The 17,693-nt window shown below is 38.2% G+C and carries 18 protein-coding genes; 1 reads left to right on the top strand and 17 read right to left on the bottom strand.

Annotated elements, in window-relative coordinates; all coding sequences use genetic code 11:
- Nucleotides 1–130 precede the first annotated feature (130 nt).
- The 10 genes from fucP to WKH56_RS29105 all read right to left on the bottom strand — a co-directional run bounded on the left by fucP (nt 131) and on the right by WKH56_RS29105 (nt 11,040).
- On the bottom strand, nt 131–1,480 hold the full coding sequence (fucP, locus tag WKH56_RS29150; RefSeq protein WP_048021214.1) for an L-fucose:H+ symporter permease: 1,350 nt from the start codon (nt 1,478–1,480) through the stop codon (nt 131–133).
- Between the two features lie 88 nt (nt 1,481–1,568).
- Nucleotides 1,569–2,294, bottom strand: a complete 726-nt coding sequence (gene nagB / locus WKH56_RS29145) for a glucosamine-6-phosphate deaminase (RefSeq protein WP_048021216.1) — start codon at nt 2,292–2,294, stop codon at nt 1,569–1,571.
- A 107-nt stretch (nt 2,295–2,401) separates the two neighbouring features.
- Nucleotides 2,402–3,361, bottom strand: a complete 960-nt coding sequence (locus WKH56_RS29140; RefSeq protein WP_048021218.1) for a shikimate dehydrogenase family protein — start codon at nt 3,359–3,361, stop codon at nt 2,402–2,404.
- 19 nt (nt 3,362–3,380) lie between these two features.
- The gene (locus WKH56_RS29135) at nt 3,381–4,334 is read right to left on the bottom strand and encodes a phosphotriesterase family protein (protein ID WP_048021221.1); all 954 of its coding nucleotides are present in this window, start codon (nt 4,332–4,334) and stop codon (nt 3,381–3,383) included.
- Nucleotides 4,334–4,996: a bifunctional 4-hydroxy-2-oxoglutarate aldolase/2-dehydro-3-deoxy-phosphogluconate aldolase gene (locus WKH56_RS29130; protein ID WP_048021223.1), complete on the bottom strand. Its 663-nt coding sequence runs from the start codon at nt 4,994–4,996 to the stop codon at nt 4,334–4,336. The genes WKH56_RS29135 and WKH56_RS29130 overlap by 1 nt, the downstream gene beginning before the upstream one ends.
- A complete protein-coding gene (locus WKH56_RS29125) occupies nt 4,980–5,945 on the bottom strand; it encodes a phosphoglycerate dehydrogenase (RefSeq protein ID WP_047751097.1) in 966 nt (321 codons plus the stop codon). Before WKH56_RS29125 ends, WKH56_RS29130 begins: the two co-directional genes overlap by 17 nt.
- Nucleotides 5,946–5,964: 19 nt before the next feature.
- On the bottom strand, nt 5,965–6,549 hold the full coding sequence (locus WKH56_RS29120; protein WP_310884370.1) for a glucose-6-phosphate isomerase family protein: 585 nt from the start codon (nt 6,547–6,549) through the stop codon (nt 5,965–5,967).
- Nucleotides 6,550–6,571: 22 nt separating this feature from the next.
- The gene (gene xylB, locus WKH56_RS29115; protein WP_048021225.1) at nt 6,572–8,080 is read right to left on the bottom strand and encodes a xylulokinase; all 1,509 of its coding nucleotides are present in this window, start codon (nt 8,078–8,080) and stop codon (nt 6,572–6,574) included.
- A gap of 107 nt (nt 8,081–8,187) precedes the next feature.
- Nucleotides 8,188–8,946: a GntR family transcriptional regulator gene (locus tag WKH56_RS29110; protein WP_049164277.1), complete on the bottom strand. Its 759-nt coding sequence runs from the start codon at nt 8,944–8,946 to the stop codon at nt 8,188–8,190.
- Nucleotides 8,947–9,180: 234 nt separating this feature from the next.
- Entirely contained in the window at nt 9,181–11,040 is a 1,860-nt protein-coding gene (locus tag WKH56_RS29105) for an N-acetylmuramoyl-L-alanine amidase (protein WP_048021226.1), read from the bottom strand.
- 471 nt (nt 11,041–11,511) lie between these two features.
- On the opposite strand from WKH56_RS29105, the gene WKH56_RS29100 reads away from it, so the two are divergent.
- On the top strand, nt 11,512–11,892 hold the full coding sequence (locus WKH56_RS29100) for a plasmid mobilization protein (protein WP_028413582.1): 381 nt from the start codon (nt 11,512–11,514) through the stop codon (nt 11,890–11,892).
- 56 nt (nt 11,893–11,948) lie between these two features.
- On the opposite strand, the gene WKH56_RS29095 is transcribed toward WKH56_RS29100, so the two are convergent.
- The 7 genes from WKH56_RS29095 to WKH56_RS29065 all read right to left on the bottom strand — a co-directional run bounded on the left by WKH56_RS29095 (nt 11,949) and on the right by WKH56_RS29065 (nt 17,688).
- The gene (locus WKH56_RS29095; protein ID WP_025752091.1) at nt 11,949–12,128 is read right to left on the bottom strand and encodes a DUF8096 family protein; all 180 of its coding nucleotides are present in this window, start codon (nt 12,126–12,128) and stop codon (nt 11,949–11,951) included.
- Between the two features lie 97 nt (nt 12,129–12,225).
- On the bottom strand, nt 12,226–13,227 hold the full coding sequence (locus WKH56_RS29090; protein ID WP_048021228.1) for an N-acetylmuramoyl-L-alanine amidase family protein: 1,002 nt from the start codon (nt 13,225–13,227) through the stop codon (nt 12,226–12,228).
- Nucleotides 13,228–13,323: 96 nt separating this feature from the next.
- Complete coding sequence (locus WKH56_RS29085; protein WP_048021230.1) at nt 13,324–13,860, bottom strand: hypothetical protein; 537 nt, start codon at nt 13,858–13,860, stop codon at nt 13,324–13,326.
- Nucleotides 13,861–13,995: 135 nt separating this feature from the next.
- Entirely contained in the window at nt 13,996–15,318 is a 1,323-nt protein-coding gene (locus WKH56_RS29080) for an LLM class flavin-dependent oxidoreductase (protein ID WP_048021231.1), read from the bottom strand.
- 1 nt (nt 15,319) lies between these two features.
- On the bottom strand, nt 15,320–16,042 hold the full coding sequence (locus WKH56_RS29075; protein WP_048021233.1) for a riboflavin kinase: 723 nt from the start codon (nt 16,040–16,042) through the stop codon (nt 15,320–15,322).
- A gap of 165 nt (nt 16,043–16,207) precedes the next feature.
- On the bottom strand, nt 16,208–16,981 hold the full coding sequence (locus tag WKH56_RS29070; protein ID WP_048021236.1) for an amino acid ABC transporter ATP-binding protein: 774 nt from the start codon (nt 16,979–16,981) through the stop codon (nt 16,208–16,210).
- On the bottom strand, nt 16,978–17,688 hold the full coding sequence (locus tag WKH56_RS29065) for an amino acid ABC transporter permease (RefSeq protein WP_014460395.1): 711 nt from the start codon (nt 17,686–17,688) through the stop codon (nt 16,978–16,980). Before WKH56_RS29065 ends, WKH56_RS29070 begins: the two co-directional genes overlap by 4 nt.
- Nucleotides 17,689–17,693 lie beyond the last annotated feature (5 nt).

Here is a 17,693-nt window from a genome sequence, read left to right as displayed (position 1 = left end):
TAAAAAGATAATAATAAATAATTAAAGTAAAAAAAGAAAACTGCTTCCAAAGCAGTTTTCTTTTTAACTTAAGGCAATTTACATTGTATTCGATGAAAAACTTAAAATTCCTTGTTTATAAAATCAATTTCTATTTAGCTGAATTAACTTGGTCTTCATTCATTAGTTTTTTTACTTTTTCACGTTTGTTTACACCACTATAAAAATAGTATCCTACATAGATAAAACATGCCGTCGGAACTAAAAAAGCGAGTTGAAGCGACCCTGTTAAGTCTGATACAAGTCCTTGAACGGCGGGAATAACAGCTCCTCCTACAATAGCCATAACTAGAATAGCTCCCGCGACTTCCGTATGCTGTTTTTCTTCTACTATTTCTAACGTTTCACTATAGATTGTTGCCCAACATGGACCAAAAAGCATGCTTACAGCAACAGCTGCATATACAGCCATCGTACTGGATGCAAACGACGTATACGCAAGTAAAAGCGTACCAATAATTGAATAGATAACTAACACTTTTTTGGCTGAAAAACGTGTCATCAATAGATTAGCTATAAATTTCCCAACAAAAAAAGCAATAAAACTATAAATCATGAAATTTGATGCGCTTCGCTCATTAATTTCGGAATTAAGATCTAAGGCCAATCTGATGGTAAATGACCATACAGCTACCTGCATCCCTACGTATAGAAATTGGGCTATGATACCTTTACGAAAACGCGAATTCCCCCCTAAATACTTTAGCGTTTTTATTAATTCGCTTTTTTGCCCTACCTCGTGCTTCTCTATTTGAGCTTTACATGAAGGATATTTCGTTATAAGAAAAAGTACCAGTACGGCAATAAGAACTAAAATCATATATTTATAAGGCTGCAGCGTATGCTGTAACATTTTAAGGCCAAAGATATGTGCTTCTTCCGAGCTCATTTTAGCAAGCTGATTATCAAGGCTTTCCCCTTCTTGGAAGATTAAATACTTACCAAGTACAATTCCTAAAAGAGATCCGATAGGTGTAAACGTCTGACTGATATTAAGGCGTAGCACTGCGGATTCCCTAGGTCCCATCATGGAGCTATACGTATTAGCTGATGTTTCAAGAAAACCTAAACCAATGGCGATTGCAAAAATTGCGCATAAAAACATAGAATAGGTAGCCATATGAGAAGCAGGAAAAAACAGTGAACAACCTATAATATAGAAGATTAGTCCCGTAATAACAGCAAGCTTATAATTTGTTTTTTTAATAATTAACGAAGCTGGAATAGCAATTAAAAAGTATCCCCCGTAGAAAGCACTTTGCACAAAAGCCGTTGCAAAGTCGCTAAGAGTAAATACACTTTTAAACTGAGCAATTAAAATATCATTTAAACTCGCGGCTGCTCCCCAAAGTGGGAAAAGAATAGAAAGTAAAATAAATTGAAAGATAGGCGTTCGATTAAGATACCCATTAGGCATTTGAACTAAATTTTTATGTTTCATTGTAAAGCCTCCCTATTATCACTCATCATTTCTTTACAAATCCACTTGCTTCCGTGTTCACCTATGCTGTTAAAATACTCCTTGACATCTAAAGTAACGAGGCTGCTTCTTTGTCTACAATAACTGTGACGTTAGGATGTAACTGAAGAAGAGAAGAGGGACATCTTGTTGTAATATGTCCATGTAACGTTTGATAAACAGCCTCTGCTTTTTCATTACCACTGGCGATAAAGATAATGTGTCTTGCTTTTAAAATGTCTCCTACTCCCATTGCTATTGCTTTTTCAGGGACATCTTCTATATTTGAAAAAAACCTAGCGTTGTCTCGTATCGTTTCTTTGGTTAACTTAGCAATATGCGTAGCCCCATGCAAGTAATCTTGAGGCTCGTTGAAACCAATGTGACCATTCCTTCCAACTCCCAATATCTGTACGTCAATTCCGTTGGCTTTCATTAATTTCTCATTGTATTCTTTCACTGCTTGATCTTCGTTCTCAAATATACCTAAAGGAATATGCACCTGCTCTGCTTTGATATTTACGTATTTTAAAAAATTTTCCCATGTATAGTACGCGTAACTTTGGAAATGCTCTGGCTCCAAACCGATGTATTCATCTAAATTGAATGTTGTTACATTTGAAAAATCTACTTTTCCTTCCTCGTATAACTGAATTAAATTTTTATACGTACCTAGAGGCGTTCCTCCGGTCGAAAGACCCAATACTAACTCTGGATTTTCCTTTATACATTTAGCCGTTTCAACAGCTGCCATGTAACTCATTTCCTCATAATTTTCTGTGCTTATAATCTTCATAAGAGGCACATCCTTCACCTTTTTGTAGTCTTTTTTGTTAACGCTTTCACTTTTAGTTATCTCTGTTTTATGTAAGTGAAGAGGAGAAACATTTTCTCCTCACTCCCTTATTTCCCACTTACTTTTGATTGATTAAACTCACTTGAAATTCTTTCAATTTCAGTAAATTGCTCATTGCTTAGTTGGATTTGGAACACTTCTGAAATTACCTGAGTCCACCCATGTATGAAATAGATCCATCCGTCTTCAACATATAATGACTGCGTCTCTTTTTGCGACAGCGCTTGGTGCATAAACAACAAATCCCCTCGATAATTCAGTTCCCACACAAGACTATTGTGAGGAAATAGCGCCTCGTTGCTTAGCGGAGAGCCTGGTCGATCTTTTCCAAGCCCTGTTGCATTAATAACTAGAGAATAAGGCTTGAGTTTAGATAACACTTTATCATTTTTAGATGGCTCGTCTACTGTAAGATACTGAATAGGTACATCCGTAGACATTTCCGAGATAATTTTCTGCATTGAATCTAACCTCGGTTGACTTCGGTTTGTCACATAGATAGCAGATGGCATGCCATTACGTTTTGCATCGTGGATCAAGTTTGAAGCAATGGCAATGGCACTTCCGCCAGCTCCCATAATAAGGACATCCCCCTTATGTTTGTTCCAATAACCTTTTGGAAGGAAACCCTCCATGGCTAATCCGCTAGAGATATGATCCTTAGCATGTCCAATCAGCTTTCCGTCTCTTTTGGAAATACTTGATAACTCTCCAAATAACAGCGCATAAGGATCAAGCTCATCGAACAAGTCTTTTGCCGCATGATATAGATCAATTTTATGTGTTGTGACCAATGCCCCCAGCGACAGAGGATCATTCTTTAAAAAAGTTACCACTTCACGGTACACTTCACGGCTTGCATGAATATGAATATCAATTCCTTTAATCTCCGCATCGATACAAAGAGATTTAGCCCATAAAGGAAATAGCTTCATGATAGAGGATTGTCCTGTTGTAACGCCAATAAAATAAAAGGTTGGTTTGGTTGCATTTACTAGATTTAACATAGTGTCCTCCTTGATTTTTCTAAACGCTTAAAGCTGCGAGCGGATTATCCAGAACTAAGGTACTAATGGTTTTATCTGAAATCCCACTTATTTTCAACTTTGGAATAAAGGTTTTAGTTAAGTAATCAATTCCTATTTCTCCCCCATATGCTTGCAGCCTCGCTCTAGTTGTATCCAGGCTAATTAAAAGAGATTCTTGAAAGCCGCTATTCAACATGTGGTGAATTAACTCAATTTCTTTATCATCGCTGTGATATTTAAACCGTCCAATCGTATCGTACTCAAGGTAGACACCCGTTGCCGCTACTTCTTTATGCAATCCGTAGTCATGATGAGTACGATCGAGATGACAAAGAATTATTTTTTTAGCTGCTACCTGTTTATCCGTCAAAAATTGAATAATTTCAAACGGATCGGATTCTTTTTCAATATGAACCATAATAGGGACGTTTGTTAAAAGCGACGCTTCGGCAGCTGCCTCAAACTTCATTTGATAATAGGGAGTTAACCCCTTTTTATCGACGGCTGTTTTAATTAGCCCTGCCTTTGCATTAACTTTTTTAGTGGGCCTCTCTATTCCATTACCTACATACATTCCTTTTTGAATTTCAGAAACAAAAAGCGCTGTAAGGACCTCTGCTGATTCATTATGGATCCAATGATCTCGCCAATAGAACATGGATTTATGGAACCCTGTTGAAGCAACAATATGAACATCTGTTCGCTTGGAGACTCGTATCAAGTCCATTGCCATGCGCCCCGCGCCGATCGGCTGTGCGTCCACTACAAGAGAGCGCGCAGACAGTTTCTTTACTTCACTTACTGTAACATCGACATTATCAATGCATAAATCTGAATTAGTACTCGCTGCATGACCTTTTTCAAGCATAAGGTGCTCATGCGGCTGAACATGTACGATTTCGTTTGAATCCACAAGGCCTAAAACAGTTTGTATACGACTTGAATTTTTCATTATCTAATACCGCTAAGCATCAATTTAGCCTGCTGCGCTTTACGTATCAACAAAGAGGCATATTCACGAATTTTTTGGGAGTCAAGCGATTCCCCACCTGCTTTTGTTAAATTAGACCCTACCCCTACAGCGATTGCTCCTGCTTGAATCCAGTGCTCAATATTTGTTTCATTGACGCCTCCAGTAGGCATAATATTAGCTTGAGGCAAAGGCCCTTTTACATTTTTAATATGGGCCGTTCCTGCTAAGTCTGCTGGGAATAATTTAAGAATTTCGCACCCTGCTTTAAGCGCAGTAACCATTTCTGTCATTGTAAAAGTTCCGGGCATAACAAGAGCTTGATATTGATGGCTTACCGCAATAATGTCCATGTCCAAGTGAGGAGTCACAACAAAATCTGCTCCTGCTTGAAGGGCACTAACCGCCGAATGAACGTCTATGACGGTACCCATTCCTATGTAAACGGACTGAGAGGCACATTCACTTTTTAATTGACGTAATATGTCAATTGCATTTGGAACTGTCATCGTTAGTTCGATTGCCTGTATTCCGCCATCAATTGCAGCTCTAGCTGTCGTTAACACTTCCGCTTCTGTACCTCGTAAAACTGCCACAACACTACTTTTACAAATACCATTCATAACTTCACGTTTGCGTGACATGCTGGTTCCCTCCTTGCCCTTTTGAAATTCCTTGCTGAAAAAATTTAATGACGCTATGCGTTGACTGTAATGTCATACGCTCGATTGCCTCTTTACTGGCCGCTGCATTATGAGGGGTTAAAACAGCATTATCTAACTCTAGCAAAGGAGAATCTGTAGGCGGCTCAACGGAAAATACATCAATTCCCGCTCCTAGTATTTTTTCTTCTTTTAAAATATGAAAAAGATCGGTTTCATTTATGATTCCGCCTCTTGCGGTATTAATGAGAATTGCCTCTTTCTTCATCTTCTTCATCATTTGATAGTTTAGAAGGTTTGTTGTTTCAGGCACAAGAGGCATATGAACAGATACAACATCGCTTTTTGTTAACAATTCATTTATGTGGACGTAGGTTGCACCATATTCAGCAGCTGCCTGCTCATCTTGAAAAACGTCATAAACAAGGATGTTCATTTGAAATCCTTTAGCACGGCGGGCAACAGCTTTTCCTATTGCACCGAACCCTAGAATCCCTAGCGTTTTCCCATAAAGTTCAACACCTACGTTTTTTGTCCACTGCCCTTTTCTGAGCCTTTGAGAAGATAGTGAAATTTGTCTGGCTACAGACAGCATTAAACCAAACGCGTAGTCTGCAACAGCTTCATGATTCACACCGGGAGTATTCACGACCACAATTCCTTTTTGGGTTGCATATTCTTTAGGAATATTATCAGTACCTGCTCCATATTTTGCTATAATTTTAAGCTCCGAAGCGTGGTTTAAAACTTCTTTACTAAGATGGTCAGTTCCTATGATTAAGGCTTGTACATTTTGTATGAGCTCTATAAACCTGGACTCAGAAATAGGGCCGACCTCTCTTATCACCTCAAACCCCTCTTCGCGCCATTTATTCATAATGTCTTCTGTAAACATCCCATATGACCGAGGGGTAATTAATACTTTAAGCATGTGGTTTTCTCCTTTTTTGTTATTTTCCCGCTTGTATATAGCGAGGGTTTTCAATATATGTTGGCTTGTCATTTTGTTCAACTAACGCCTTTACAAATCCTTCTGTTTCAATACCTCCGTAATCATGGCCTGCATCTCCCGGGTAAGCTGCAAAAAACACAAAAGGTTCTTCCCCCGTATTAACAGTGCGATGAGCCCATTCTGGTGCCACATATGCCACTGTTCCCGGCACCATTTCTAGGCTAGAAAATTCTCCGTCTTTTGTTTGCATTAGCAGCTCACCTTTTCCTTTAAGGCAAAAATAAATTTCAGCTCTATCTAATACTTCGTGATAATGTCCCTTGGTCATAAAATACTCTTTTCCTACTTTTCCTGGATGCAAAATAGTTACGCAATGCTGAATGTGAGGCATTGTCTCTGGAACTACTACGTTATAAACCTCGTAAATAAGCGGGTTGTTCTTAAGTTGATTTTCAAATTCTCCCTCGTCTAAGTACATGCCTTCCATATCCGATAAATGTCGAATAATGACTTTTCCTTCTGGATTTAATTTACCTGTTTCAAAATCTAATTGTGTAGCAAAAGGTTGAAATAATGTACTCATTTATCATGCATCTCCTCTATTTTTAATTAAAAACTTTTAACTTTTGGTAAACTGGTTTTAGCTGTTCATACGTTTCATTAAATACCGAAAAAAACTCTTGATACTGTTCTTGAATATCTGGCTGAGGATGGTGAATACCTACTCTCTGCACCCATTTTTTAGCCTCTTTAAAATTATCTACTATCCCTACTCCAACGGCTCCAGCCATCGCTGCCCCCATAGATGTTGCTTCATCTAAATAGTTAGGCACATACACATCAAGCCCGTAAATATCTGCTAGAATTTGACGCCATAAAGTGCTTTTTGCTCCGCCGCCTAATACCCACATCCGGTCAATTGGTGCTCCTTCTTTTTGAAAAGTATCAAGTACAATTTTCAAGTTATATGCCACTCCTTCCATGACGGAACGAGCAATGTCTCCTCTTGTGTGAGTAATGGACAAACCAGCAAAAGCTCCCCTAGCATCCGGATTCCATCTGGGTGAGCGTTCTCCCATTAAGTAAGGTAAATAAATTAGCCCTTTTGACGTAGGGGGCGATTGCTCGGCTTCACTATTCATAAGTTCATAGCTTTTGTTGGAATTTTGATAAAGTAACTCTGTGATCCATTGCATAGATCCCCCACCGCACTGCATTGTTCCATTAGGGGAATATTTAGTAGAATCAAGGTGAACCCATGTATACGTTTTCATTTCAGGATCAAAAATAGGCTTGTTTGATGCCGTTGCAATCCATGAAGAAGAGCCAATGTAATTAAAAGCTTCTCCTTCATCCATAACGCCCACGCCGGCTGCTGCACACACTCCATCACCTCCCCCTATTACCACAGGAGTTCCTTGAAGTAAGCCTGTTTCGTCTGATGCCTTAGCTGTTACTGATCCTACTACATCAGTAGAAGCATACAAATCTGGAAAAAGCTCCGGCTCAATTCTCCATGTATTTAAAATGTCACGAGACCATACTTTATTTACTAAATCAAAACAGTTAGTTCCGCATGCATCTGAATAATCGGTTGCAAATATACCTGTTAGTTTATACACAAGGTAATCTTTCGCTTGTAAGATTTTATATGCTTTTTTAAAGCGTTCCGGCTCATTTTCCTTGACCCATTTAATCTTTGCTCCAGAATATGATGAGCTAATGCGGTGTCCTGTGATTTCATAAACATTTTTCATACCTATTTCATTCTCAAACCGCCGAGCCTGATCGGCCGCCCGCATATCTGCCCATATAATGGAATTACCAAGAGGAGTTCCATCTCGATCTACAAGCAAGCAGCCGAGCATTTGCCCGCTGAAACTCACAGCAGAAATTTCTTCGCGTTTCACTCCACTTTGCTCAAGCAAAATTTTTGTTGTTTCACAAACGGCTTCCCACCAGTCTGATGGATTTTGTTCAGCCCATCCAGCTTTAGGATAGAAGGTTTTATATTTATAGAGCGTACTATTAACCAACGTTCCGTCAGCCTTGTATAAAGTTGCTTTATTTCCCGTTGTTCCGATATCATGAGCAATAATATACCCATTACTCATACCCATCCCTCCTTCAATAGCTCATAGACTAAATCTTTCATCTTGTAGTGACGTAATTACCAGTTAGTGCAGAGAAATGAACAAGTTAAAAAACTCGTTCAGCTTTCTTATATTCTTTCGTATTTTACCTCTACTGTAAACTTGTTTAAATCTCCACGGTAACGCCCTATAGAATACTCAAAAGGCTGAGAATCTTTTTGAAAAGCCGTTGTTTTTGTAATTTGAACAGCAGACATCGGAGGAATATTTAAAGCGCCAGCGTCCTCACTCGTAGCATTAACAGCCTCTATTACACGCTTAGCATGACTGATATGAAATCCATATTTTAATTCAAGCGTCTTGTACAAAGACTGAACCTCTAAATCTTCATCAAGCAGACCCGATGCAAGAGATGCTGGAATATAGGTCGTTACAAGGACGTATGGATCTTCCTCAATATACCTTAGTCGATCAATTCGGTAAAAAAACTGATATTTATCTCCAAAGATCTCTTGAAGAGTGGACGTTTTTTCAACAATCTCTTTATTTAACACTTTTGTTTCAAAGGAAAGTCCTTTACGCTCCATTTCATCTCCAAAACTACTCAAACTTTCCAAAAACATTTGGTCAATCTTCTTTGGTGCAACGAAGGTTCCTCTACCGTGCTCTCTTCTCAAAAAACCTTCAGCCACTAGTTCATTTAAAGCCTGCCTTACAGGTGTTCTACTTATCCCATAAGTATCAATTAGTTCTCGTTCAGAAGGAATCAATTCATCCGGCTTATAAATTCCTTTTTCAATTTTTTCTTTAAGTACTTCTTTCAGCTGAAAGTATAGAGGCAAAGGTCTATTTTTTTCTACCACTATTTTATTTGTATTGTCTATCACAATGCACCTCTTCTAAAATTTATTTCTTTTCTCCATTGTAAGACAAATGAATTAAAAAATAAATTTTATTTACACTTACAACTCATAATGATGTAATTACCAGTTGAATAATCTTATTAAATCACTATAAGGCAATACTGTCAATAAAATTCTGAATTTTTCATAACATTTTATTAAAAGGAAGAGACAAACCCTTTATACACCCTGTCTCTTCCTTTCTTTTAACACTCTATTCTATTGTTTTTTAATCTCTACATCCGAAGCTTTCACAAACGCATAGCGGTGATTAAAATGAATTTGATAATATTCATCTTTTCCCACAATCATTTTGTGATCGTTTGGATTTGTTGTAAAAGTGGGTGCATAGTAATAGTCACTCTTTACTTTTTCTACCCCTACGTACACCTGATCCGGAGAGATTGTATACTGAAGTGGGACCATGTCTTTAACCGGGATATCAGAAGGATAGGCTGAAGCTTCCGGGAAAGCTCCTCCGTACACTTGAATGCTTTCTTTTCCTGCTTTTGGCGTTAATAATATGCCCGTACCTTTACTCGTATTTTGATTATGTGGATTATAAAACCACGCTTTTTGTCCTCCGTACCAAATCGCTGTCCATTCTCCTTTTGTCTCAGCGACTGCGTACGTTTGGCCCGTTACAGCTTTGCTTCCCCAGTCTAACGTTTGTTTCGTTCCTGGCCCTGAAGCGGCAGGCTCATTCAGTAGCGGTGAATCATTGCTAGGAGCTTGATGCAAATACACAAAGTTGGCCGGCTGCTTTGGTGCATCTGATACCTCTGGCTGATTGTTTTCAAAAACGGGATTAATTGTAACGGCTAGTTTGCTTGTATGCTGGCGCTCGACTGGGCTTCCTACTAAATCCATATAGTGCCCCCAATCCCAAAACGGCCCGGGATCCGAATGCATACCTGATTGAGCCTTAGGAGACAAACCCGGTACCTCGTCATGACCGATAATATGAGCTCGGTCTAATGGAATATGATATTCTTTGGCAAGGTGGCGGACGAGTCTTGCTGAAGAACGGTACATTTCTTCTGTAAACCACGTGGATCCTTCAAGGGCGAACCCTTCATGTTCGATTCCAATACTGTGCGTATTAAAATACCAGTTTCCTGCATGCCATGCTACATCTTTGTTATCAATCATCTGTGCAATGTGGCCATCACTTGAACGTATGACATAGTTTGCAGCTGCTCTGTTAGGGTTAGCAAACAAATCAATGGTTCCGTCATAACTTACTTCTGTATCGTGAATAACAATATAGCGAACATCTGATTTTTGACGATTTGCAATATCATAGTTTCCGTAATCTGAAGGACTTTCGCTGAATTTCCCGTAAAAAGCAGGAATGTATTCACATTTTAAAGATGCCGGACAATCCGCTTTATTCGTATTGGAATTTTCAGCACGAGGAATCGACATATCTATATGTTGAGGAGAAATTTTAAGATGCTGTCCATCTGATGTTGTACGCTCTGCCCCTTTTTCCAGCGTTTCATATACATCATCGGCAAATACTTGAGCGTTTTCTTTATCTTGAGAAGAACTGTAAGCGGCGACTGCGTCGTACCATTTCTGATCAGTAGACGGTACGTTTCCATTTTTGTCTTTTGCAATAAAAGCTAGTACAGCAGCGCCACCACGAATATTTTGCACAGGGTCATTTTTTAATCTTTCTTTATCTGACTTAAGCAGCTTAGCAGCTAAGGAGAGCGTTTGCTGTTTGTCATATGCTGGTTGTGAAGACGCAGTTCCGTTTCCTTTTCCATCTTCTAAGAAAGGGATGTCTGTTAAGTGCATGAGGCCGTATCCCCCGGCTGCGCTAGGTTTCCCATTATGACTTTCCCAGCGCGACTTGTTGTAGGAAATTGCTTTTAAAAGCGAAGCTGGCACACCAAATTCTTTAGATGCTTGTGCAAATGCTAGCTCCAAAGAGTCCGACTGATTCTCTGCAGCCTGAGCGACTAGAGGCGCTTGTAGCATATGAATAGGCGTATAACCTGTACATATAACCCCAGCCGCAAGCATGGCTGCCCCTATCTTGTTTAGTTTTAATCGTTTTTTTAGTTTCAAACGTATTCCTCCCCCGTAAAGTATGTAAATGAGGTAAATAAAGACATAATATGACTTTACCTCGTTCTCAACCATTTCGGCTTCTTTCTTTCTATTCCCTTGAGACAATAGTCTAGAAGATTCGACAGAGTTACTAGGAGGAAAGATGTGGTAGGAGGAAAAAACGATAAAAACCATCCCTCTTCTTTAAAACTGCGCTTTCAAAAATGGTGAGTACAAAGGCGTTATATTCATCCCTTTGGCTGCCTTTTTAATAAAGCAGCAATATTGTAGATAATGACATTACTTCTATAATTCAACTATTACTAAACCAAATTTCTTAATTTACCAGTTTTTTAACAGACTGTACGTTCGACATTTTAGTAACTTTTCACCATAGTTAACCATGGAAAAGGTTGCTATTATTAAAGACAAGAGAATGTTTACATATGATTGAACGCAGCAAGAACTGCTCTTGAAAGGAGATACCTTATGAGAGGACACAGCATTCCAGCAATTAAGTTGAATGAAGAAGAAAAAGAAAAATTAGAGGAACTTATTGAACATTATAATTTAAAACGAACGTCTCTCATTCGAAAATTTATTATGGACGGAAAAGTTAAGCCGCCTTTAATCGGCAAAGAAGCAGGTGTGGAACTATTAGTTAACCTGCGAAAAATTGAGTCTGAGTTAAGCCGACTAAGCAATAATATGCATCAAATCGCAAAGTATTTACATAAACCAAAAGATAAGCAAAATCATTCACAGAACCTTGAACAAATCCTGTTAGAAATGATGAAAAAACAAAAACATGTGCAAGAAGATGTAGAAACTATTTCAGAGCAGCTTAGCGATCATTTATACGTTAAATAGAGAAAAAACGCTCTTTTCATTTTAGAAAAGAGCGCTTTTTATAAAGAAGTAGGGATTTAAATACTTTTTTTCATGCCGCACTTTGCGCATGTACGGATAAAAATAAAGTCTTTTACTAAGCTTTTAAATTTCACATGTCCACAGTTATCGCATCTGCCTGCAACTTTATCCGGAAACTCCTCATATACATATACTTTTGTTAAATCAATCGCTTCTTGTTGCTCTTCCATTTCCATCACACCTTTATGCATCTTTACGATTCAGCTCTTTATATTCTATCAAAAATAAGTAAAATTACTAGGGTGAAAGCTTCAAAAAAACAAGCAGGTTTTTTCACGATGTTTTTATCCGTTCAGCTTTGTACCACCATTTTTCTCTATCTAAAAATGCTTTTACATTCAATATTTTTTTATCGTGAAGTGTAAAGATGGCTACCGCAGCTCCTTCTTTAGAAAAGGTTACCGCTGTTTCTAACTTTTCTTTCGTCACAAACACTTTTAATGTTTCCATATTCTCTTTTGTTAATTCCGCAGTTGTGATAGTTTCTCCTTCAATGATTGTATCTTTTTTTTCAATAAAATGTTCTCCATCAATTATCCAGGCTGCATGCGTTTCACTATCAACTTGAAAGAGGGTATTCTTTTTTAAATAACCTGTTCTCTCTGACATATTGGTATACTTATACGTCTCCTTATCCTCGGTTGTTTTTATCCATAAAGGTTTATATAAAAAAGTAGGCTTTAGAAACCCTTCCTCGTCAGGATCTCCCACAGAATTTGTAGATTTAGGCTCCAAGTTTAAAAACTGCGCAATCCCTTTTGCATATGCCACCCCCATATCTTTTAGAAATTGAGGATTTTTTAAGAGCTTTGCATCGTGTTCTGTATCAATAAACCCAATTTTAGTTAATACAGACGGCATATATGAACGCCTTAACACACTATAATTAGCTAATTTCCTGCCTCGGTTAGAGTAATTGTATTTAGCGAGAACAAACTTCACATGATCGTGAATATCGTTTCGTAACACAATGGTTTGGTTATTTATATTTTTGCTATAAATAAAATCTTCATATCCCGTTTCGCCACCTGAACTTATATGAATAGATAAGTATACATCAGCCCCCCACACATTGGCTTTGTTGACCCGTTCATTTAATGACAAAAACACATCGGTTGTACGCGTTGTGCAAAGAGAAAATCCTTGATAGTGAGTAGAAAGAAAAGAGATGATGTACTGTTGAACAGCTAACACTACGTCTTTTTCATATAACCCGCTGGCTACAGCTCCTAGATCTGCCCCTCCGTGACCTGCATCTAAATAAATTTTTTTCATATAACCTGTCTCCTCCTTATCCGTAGCATATGCATGAATAAGCGAAGACGTTTGTTATACAAAACTACTTTTATGTATAAAGCTTTTTGCTATAGCTCATTTAGAAGTCTTTACAACTGATTTACCATAGCTGGTAACATTAAAATATGTATTTGATCCATCGTCTTCATTGATCACAACATCTAAGTCATGAAAATAACGATGAAGTTCTTTTAACAGTGCTTCATCTTTCCTCTGCTCTAGCTGTCCAGCAAGCTTCTCCATATGCTGAAAGTCTTTCTTTAAAACAGAATCTTTTACTTCAATCGTGCCAATGGTATTTTTAATGGCTGCCGCTTCTTCTTGTACGGCAGGCCAGTCTGGGTGCTCAATGGCACTCCACCCCGTCAAATCATTTAGTACGTCATGATGTTCAGCTATAAAATCTTTTGCCTGCTGATCGTTGCTTTCCAGCTTATCAACTTTTTGTTGATTCACTTTAATGGCACTTGCCTTTATACTTTGCTGTGATAAAAAAGGAATTTTTCCGTTTTGGTACAATATCCATCCTGTCGCTCCTCCCCCGACTAAAAGAACGGATAAAGATATCCACATAATCATACGCTTCTTCTTACTTTTATGTCTTTTTTCCATTTGACTCCTTTCCGGGTATTCAAAACCCTTTAGGCCTTATGAACTGAAACGAATAACCTACAAAAATAATTTTACCATATTTTTAATATTAAAAATATTAAAAAAGAGACTCCTTCGAGTCTCTTTTAATCCACTTCAGTTAACTTTCACCTGTGTGTAACGATTTTTAGGAACATTCAATTGCAAGTTACTTCTTAACGTACTCCCTTCGTATTCTGTACGATACAGGCCTCTTTCTTGCAGTATCGGTACGACGTGTTCAACAAAGTCATCTAAGCCATGCGGAACGCTTGAATGAATAATAAAGCCGTCAGCTCCTTTTTCTTCAAACCACTGTTGCATCAAATTAGCGATATGCTCTGGCGTCCCAATAAATTGTGTTTTAGGTGTAGCAATTCGTAGCGCCACTTCTCGCAGTGTCCACTTATGTTTTTTAGCGTTTTCTTTGATTTTATCAGTTGTACTGCGGAAACTATTACTTCCGATATCCCCTAAATCAGGAAACGCCTCGTCTAATGGAAACTGTGAAAAATCAAAATGATCGAAAAAACGTCCTAAATAGTTGAGCGCATGTTCAATTGTTACCAATTGAGCAAGTTCTTCATATTTTCTTTCGGCTTCTTCGGTTGTACTGCCAATGATAGGACCTATTCCCGGGAAAATTAAAAGTTCGTTTTCATTGCGTCCTTGCGCTACGGCTCTTGATTTTACATCTTGGTAAAAAGCTTTCGCTTCTTCTAAATTATCTTGTCCCGTAAACACTGCGTCAGCCGTTTTCGCTGCTAAATCTTTTCCGCTTTCAGAGGAGCCTGCTTGAAACACTACGGGCTGCCCCTGAGCTGAGCGGCCAATATTTAACGGACCTTCTACAGAAAAAAATTCCCCTTTGTGGTGCAAGCGATGCAACTTTTTCTCTTCAAAAAATTGTCCGGTTTCTTTATTTCGAATAAATGCATCATCTTCCCAAGAATCCCATAATCCCTTCGTTACTTCTAGAAACTCTTCAGCTATTCTATAGCGTTTATCATGAGTGGGGTGCTCTTTTCCATAGTTAAGCGCAGATCCTTCCAATGGAGATGTTACAACATTCCATCCCGCTCGGCCGCTGCTAATATGATCAAGTGAAGCAAATTGTCTAGCCACCGTAAACGGCTCGCTATACGAAGTCGATAGAGTGCCAACTAAACCAATATGAGAAGTGACAGAAGCAAGTGCTGATAGAATAGTGAGAGGTTCAAAACGATTCAAAAAATGCGGAAGCGATTTTTCATTAATATATAACCCATCGGCAATGAACACTAAATCAAATTTTCCGTCTTCCGCTTTTTGAGCCTGCTGCTTGTAAAAACCGAAATTAACGCTGGCATCTGACAAAATTTCAGGGTGTCTCCATGCCCCCATGTTTCCTCCCACTCCATGAATAATAGCCCCTAGCTTTAATTGTCTTTTTATTGTCATATTACCATTCTCCTTTTTCATATCCATTCATAAATTCTCGTAGTTGATTGGTCAAACCGCCTGCTCCAAAGCGAAGGACTCCTTCTTTTTCTGTCTTTCTTTCATTTCCTTCCTGTGCAAATTGCAAAAAAGCGATAACGTGAACTCTTCTAGGGTGAATATTTTTAATTCCTTCGTCATAAAACCATTGATCAATTGTATTGTAAATCCCTTTATTAACTCTGAATTGGCTGTGGCACCAATTAAAAAACTGTAGATCAGGCAGATTTAAATATCTCGCTTGCCCTAGCTTGGAAGCTGTATGTTCACTAGATACATAGCCCATATGTTGAAATCTTTGCTTAACTTGTAGTGTATCAGCTTTAATTTGATGTTTTAAAAACTCAATGGAAGGGAACTTTTTCTCACCTCGCACCCGAAAGATAACGTCGCATTGAACTGTCTCTCCATAAATAACGTCGTTAAAATCCAAAATATGAACCTCAAATGTTTTAGATAGTTCCGATCCAAATGTCGGCTTAACGCCTACATTCATAACTCCTATATGTTCAAGTCCCCGCAGATGAACGAGGACACCATACACGCCATTTTTTAATTCCTCATGCTGAGTATCTATATTAGCTGTCGGAAAACCCAAATGTCTTCCTTGCTGCCTTCCAGGTACAACCTGGCCTTTTATAATAAGTTTTTTGCTCGTTTTAGCTTTTAATGCTCCTCGATTCACTACGTTCACCCTTCTTCCCTTAAGTCTAGTAAAAAATAAAAGGTTCTTTGCACAATGCGTGACATTGTGCAAAGAACCTCTAGTGATCTAGTCGGTTTGTTTAATTTGATGATTTTATCATATACTTATTATTCCTATGAGTCAAGTGTGTTTTAAATTAAAATATTAGATTGTTTTTTCATAAACATAAGAGTAAGGCGAATGCGTTGGGTTAATACGCTTGAAAAATTGCTTTGTTCGATCTTCTTTTGGATTTAAAAATATTTCTTCAGGATGACCTTGTTCGACAATCTTTCCTCCGTCCATAAACACCACGTGATTAGAGACTTCACGGGCAAAACTCATTTCGTGCGTAACAATAATCATCGTAATTCCTTCTTCAGCAATTTTACGAATAACAGACAGTACTTCACCCACCAGTTCAGGGTCCAAAGCAGACGTTGGCTCATCAAATAAAATGACTTCAGGATTTAAAGCAAGCGCTCTAGCGATACCCACTCGCTGCTGTTGACCTCCTGATAACTGACTTGGGTACGCATTTGCTTTTTCAGCAAGCCCAACTTTTTCAAGGACGTCTAAACTTCGTTGTTTTGCTTCTTCCTTTGGCAGCTTTTGAACAATAACTAGCCCCTCCATAATATTTTCAATAACGGTTTTGTGTTTAAACAAATTGTATTGCTGAAAAACCATCGTTGTTTTTTGTCGAAGAGTTAAAATATCTTTGCGGTTTGGCTTTTGGCACTGAACCGTAAATTGATCGATCGAAACTTTTCCTTCATCTGCTTTTTCTAAGAAATTAATGCAGCGTAAAAACGTAGTCTTTCCAGAGCCACTCGGCCCTAAAATGGTCACAACGTCCCCTTTTTTAACAATTAAATCAATACCGTCCAATACTGTATGTTGACCAAATGTTTTTTTAATATTTGTTAATGTAATCATACAACCCCTCCTCGATTATAAACCGTTAATTTTCGTTCAAGCAGCGCTGTTATTCCTTCTATTAACATCGTCAGCATCCAATAAATAAGGGCAGCAGCAATATAGGCTTCTAAAAATTTAAGATTATTTGAAGCTACGATATTAGCTGCACCGTTTAACTCTTTTTGTGAGACGATGAATGCGATAGAAGACGTATGCAAAAAGCCGATGAAGATATTGCATAAATTTGGTAAAGATAAAGCAAACGCCTGAGGGAAAACAATTCGTTTCATCGATTGAAAACGATTCATTCCAATGGAATACGCAGCCTCAATTTGTCCTTTTTCTACCGCTAACAAACCAGAGCGAATGATCTCTGACATATAAGCCCCCGCTGTAAAAGACAAAGCGATTAATACAAATACGACAATAGGAATGCTGTTTGCATTGAAGCCCCATCCATAGTAGCTTGATAGTTTATTAATCAATAGCGGGAACCCTAGGTAAATAACCATAATATGAAGAATGGCAGGCGTTCCTCGAAAAAATGATACGTATACGTTGGCAATAGGCGTTATTATTTTTACTGAATTAATTCTCACAGCCGCAACAGCAATACCAATAAGCAATCCGCCTAGTAATGGACCGATGGTAATAAGGAGTGTTAAAGGTAATGCCTTCAAAATTTCTACAAATGCTGTCCATATAAACGGTACGTCAATAATCATGTTTA

Source organism: Priestia sp. SB1 (assembly GCF_038898415.1).
Note: the sequence above shows the minus strand (reverse complement) of the source record. Positions and strands in the feature narration are given on the sequence as shown.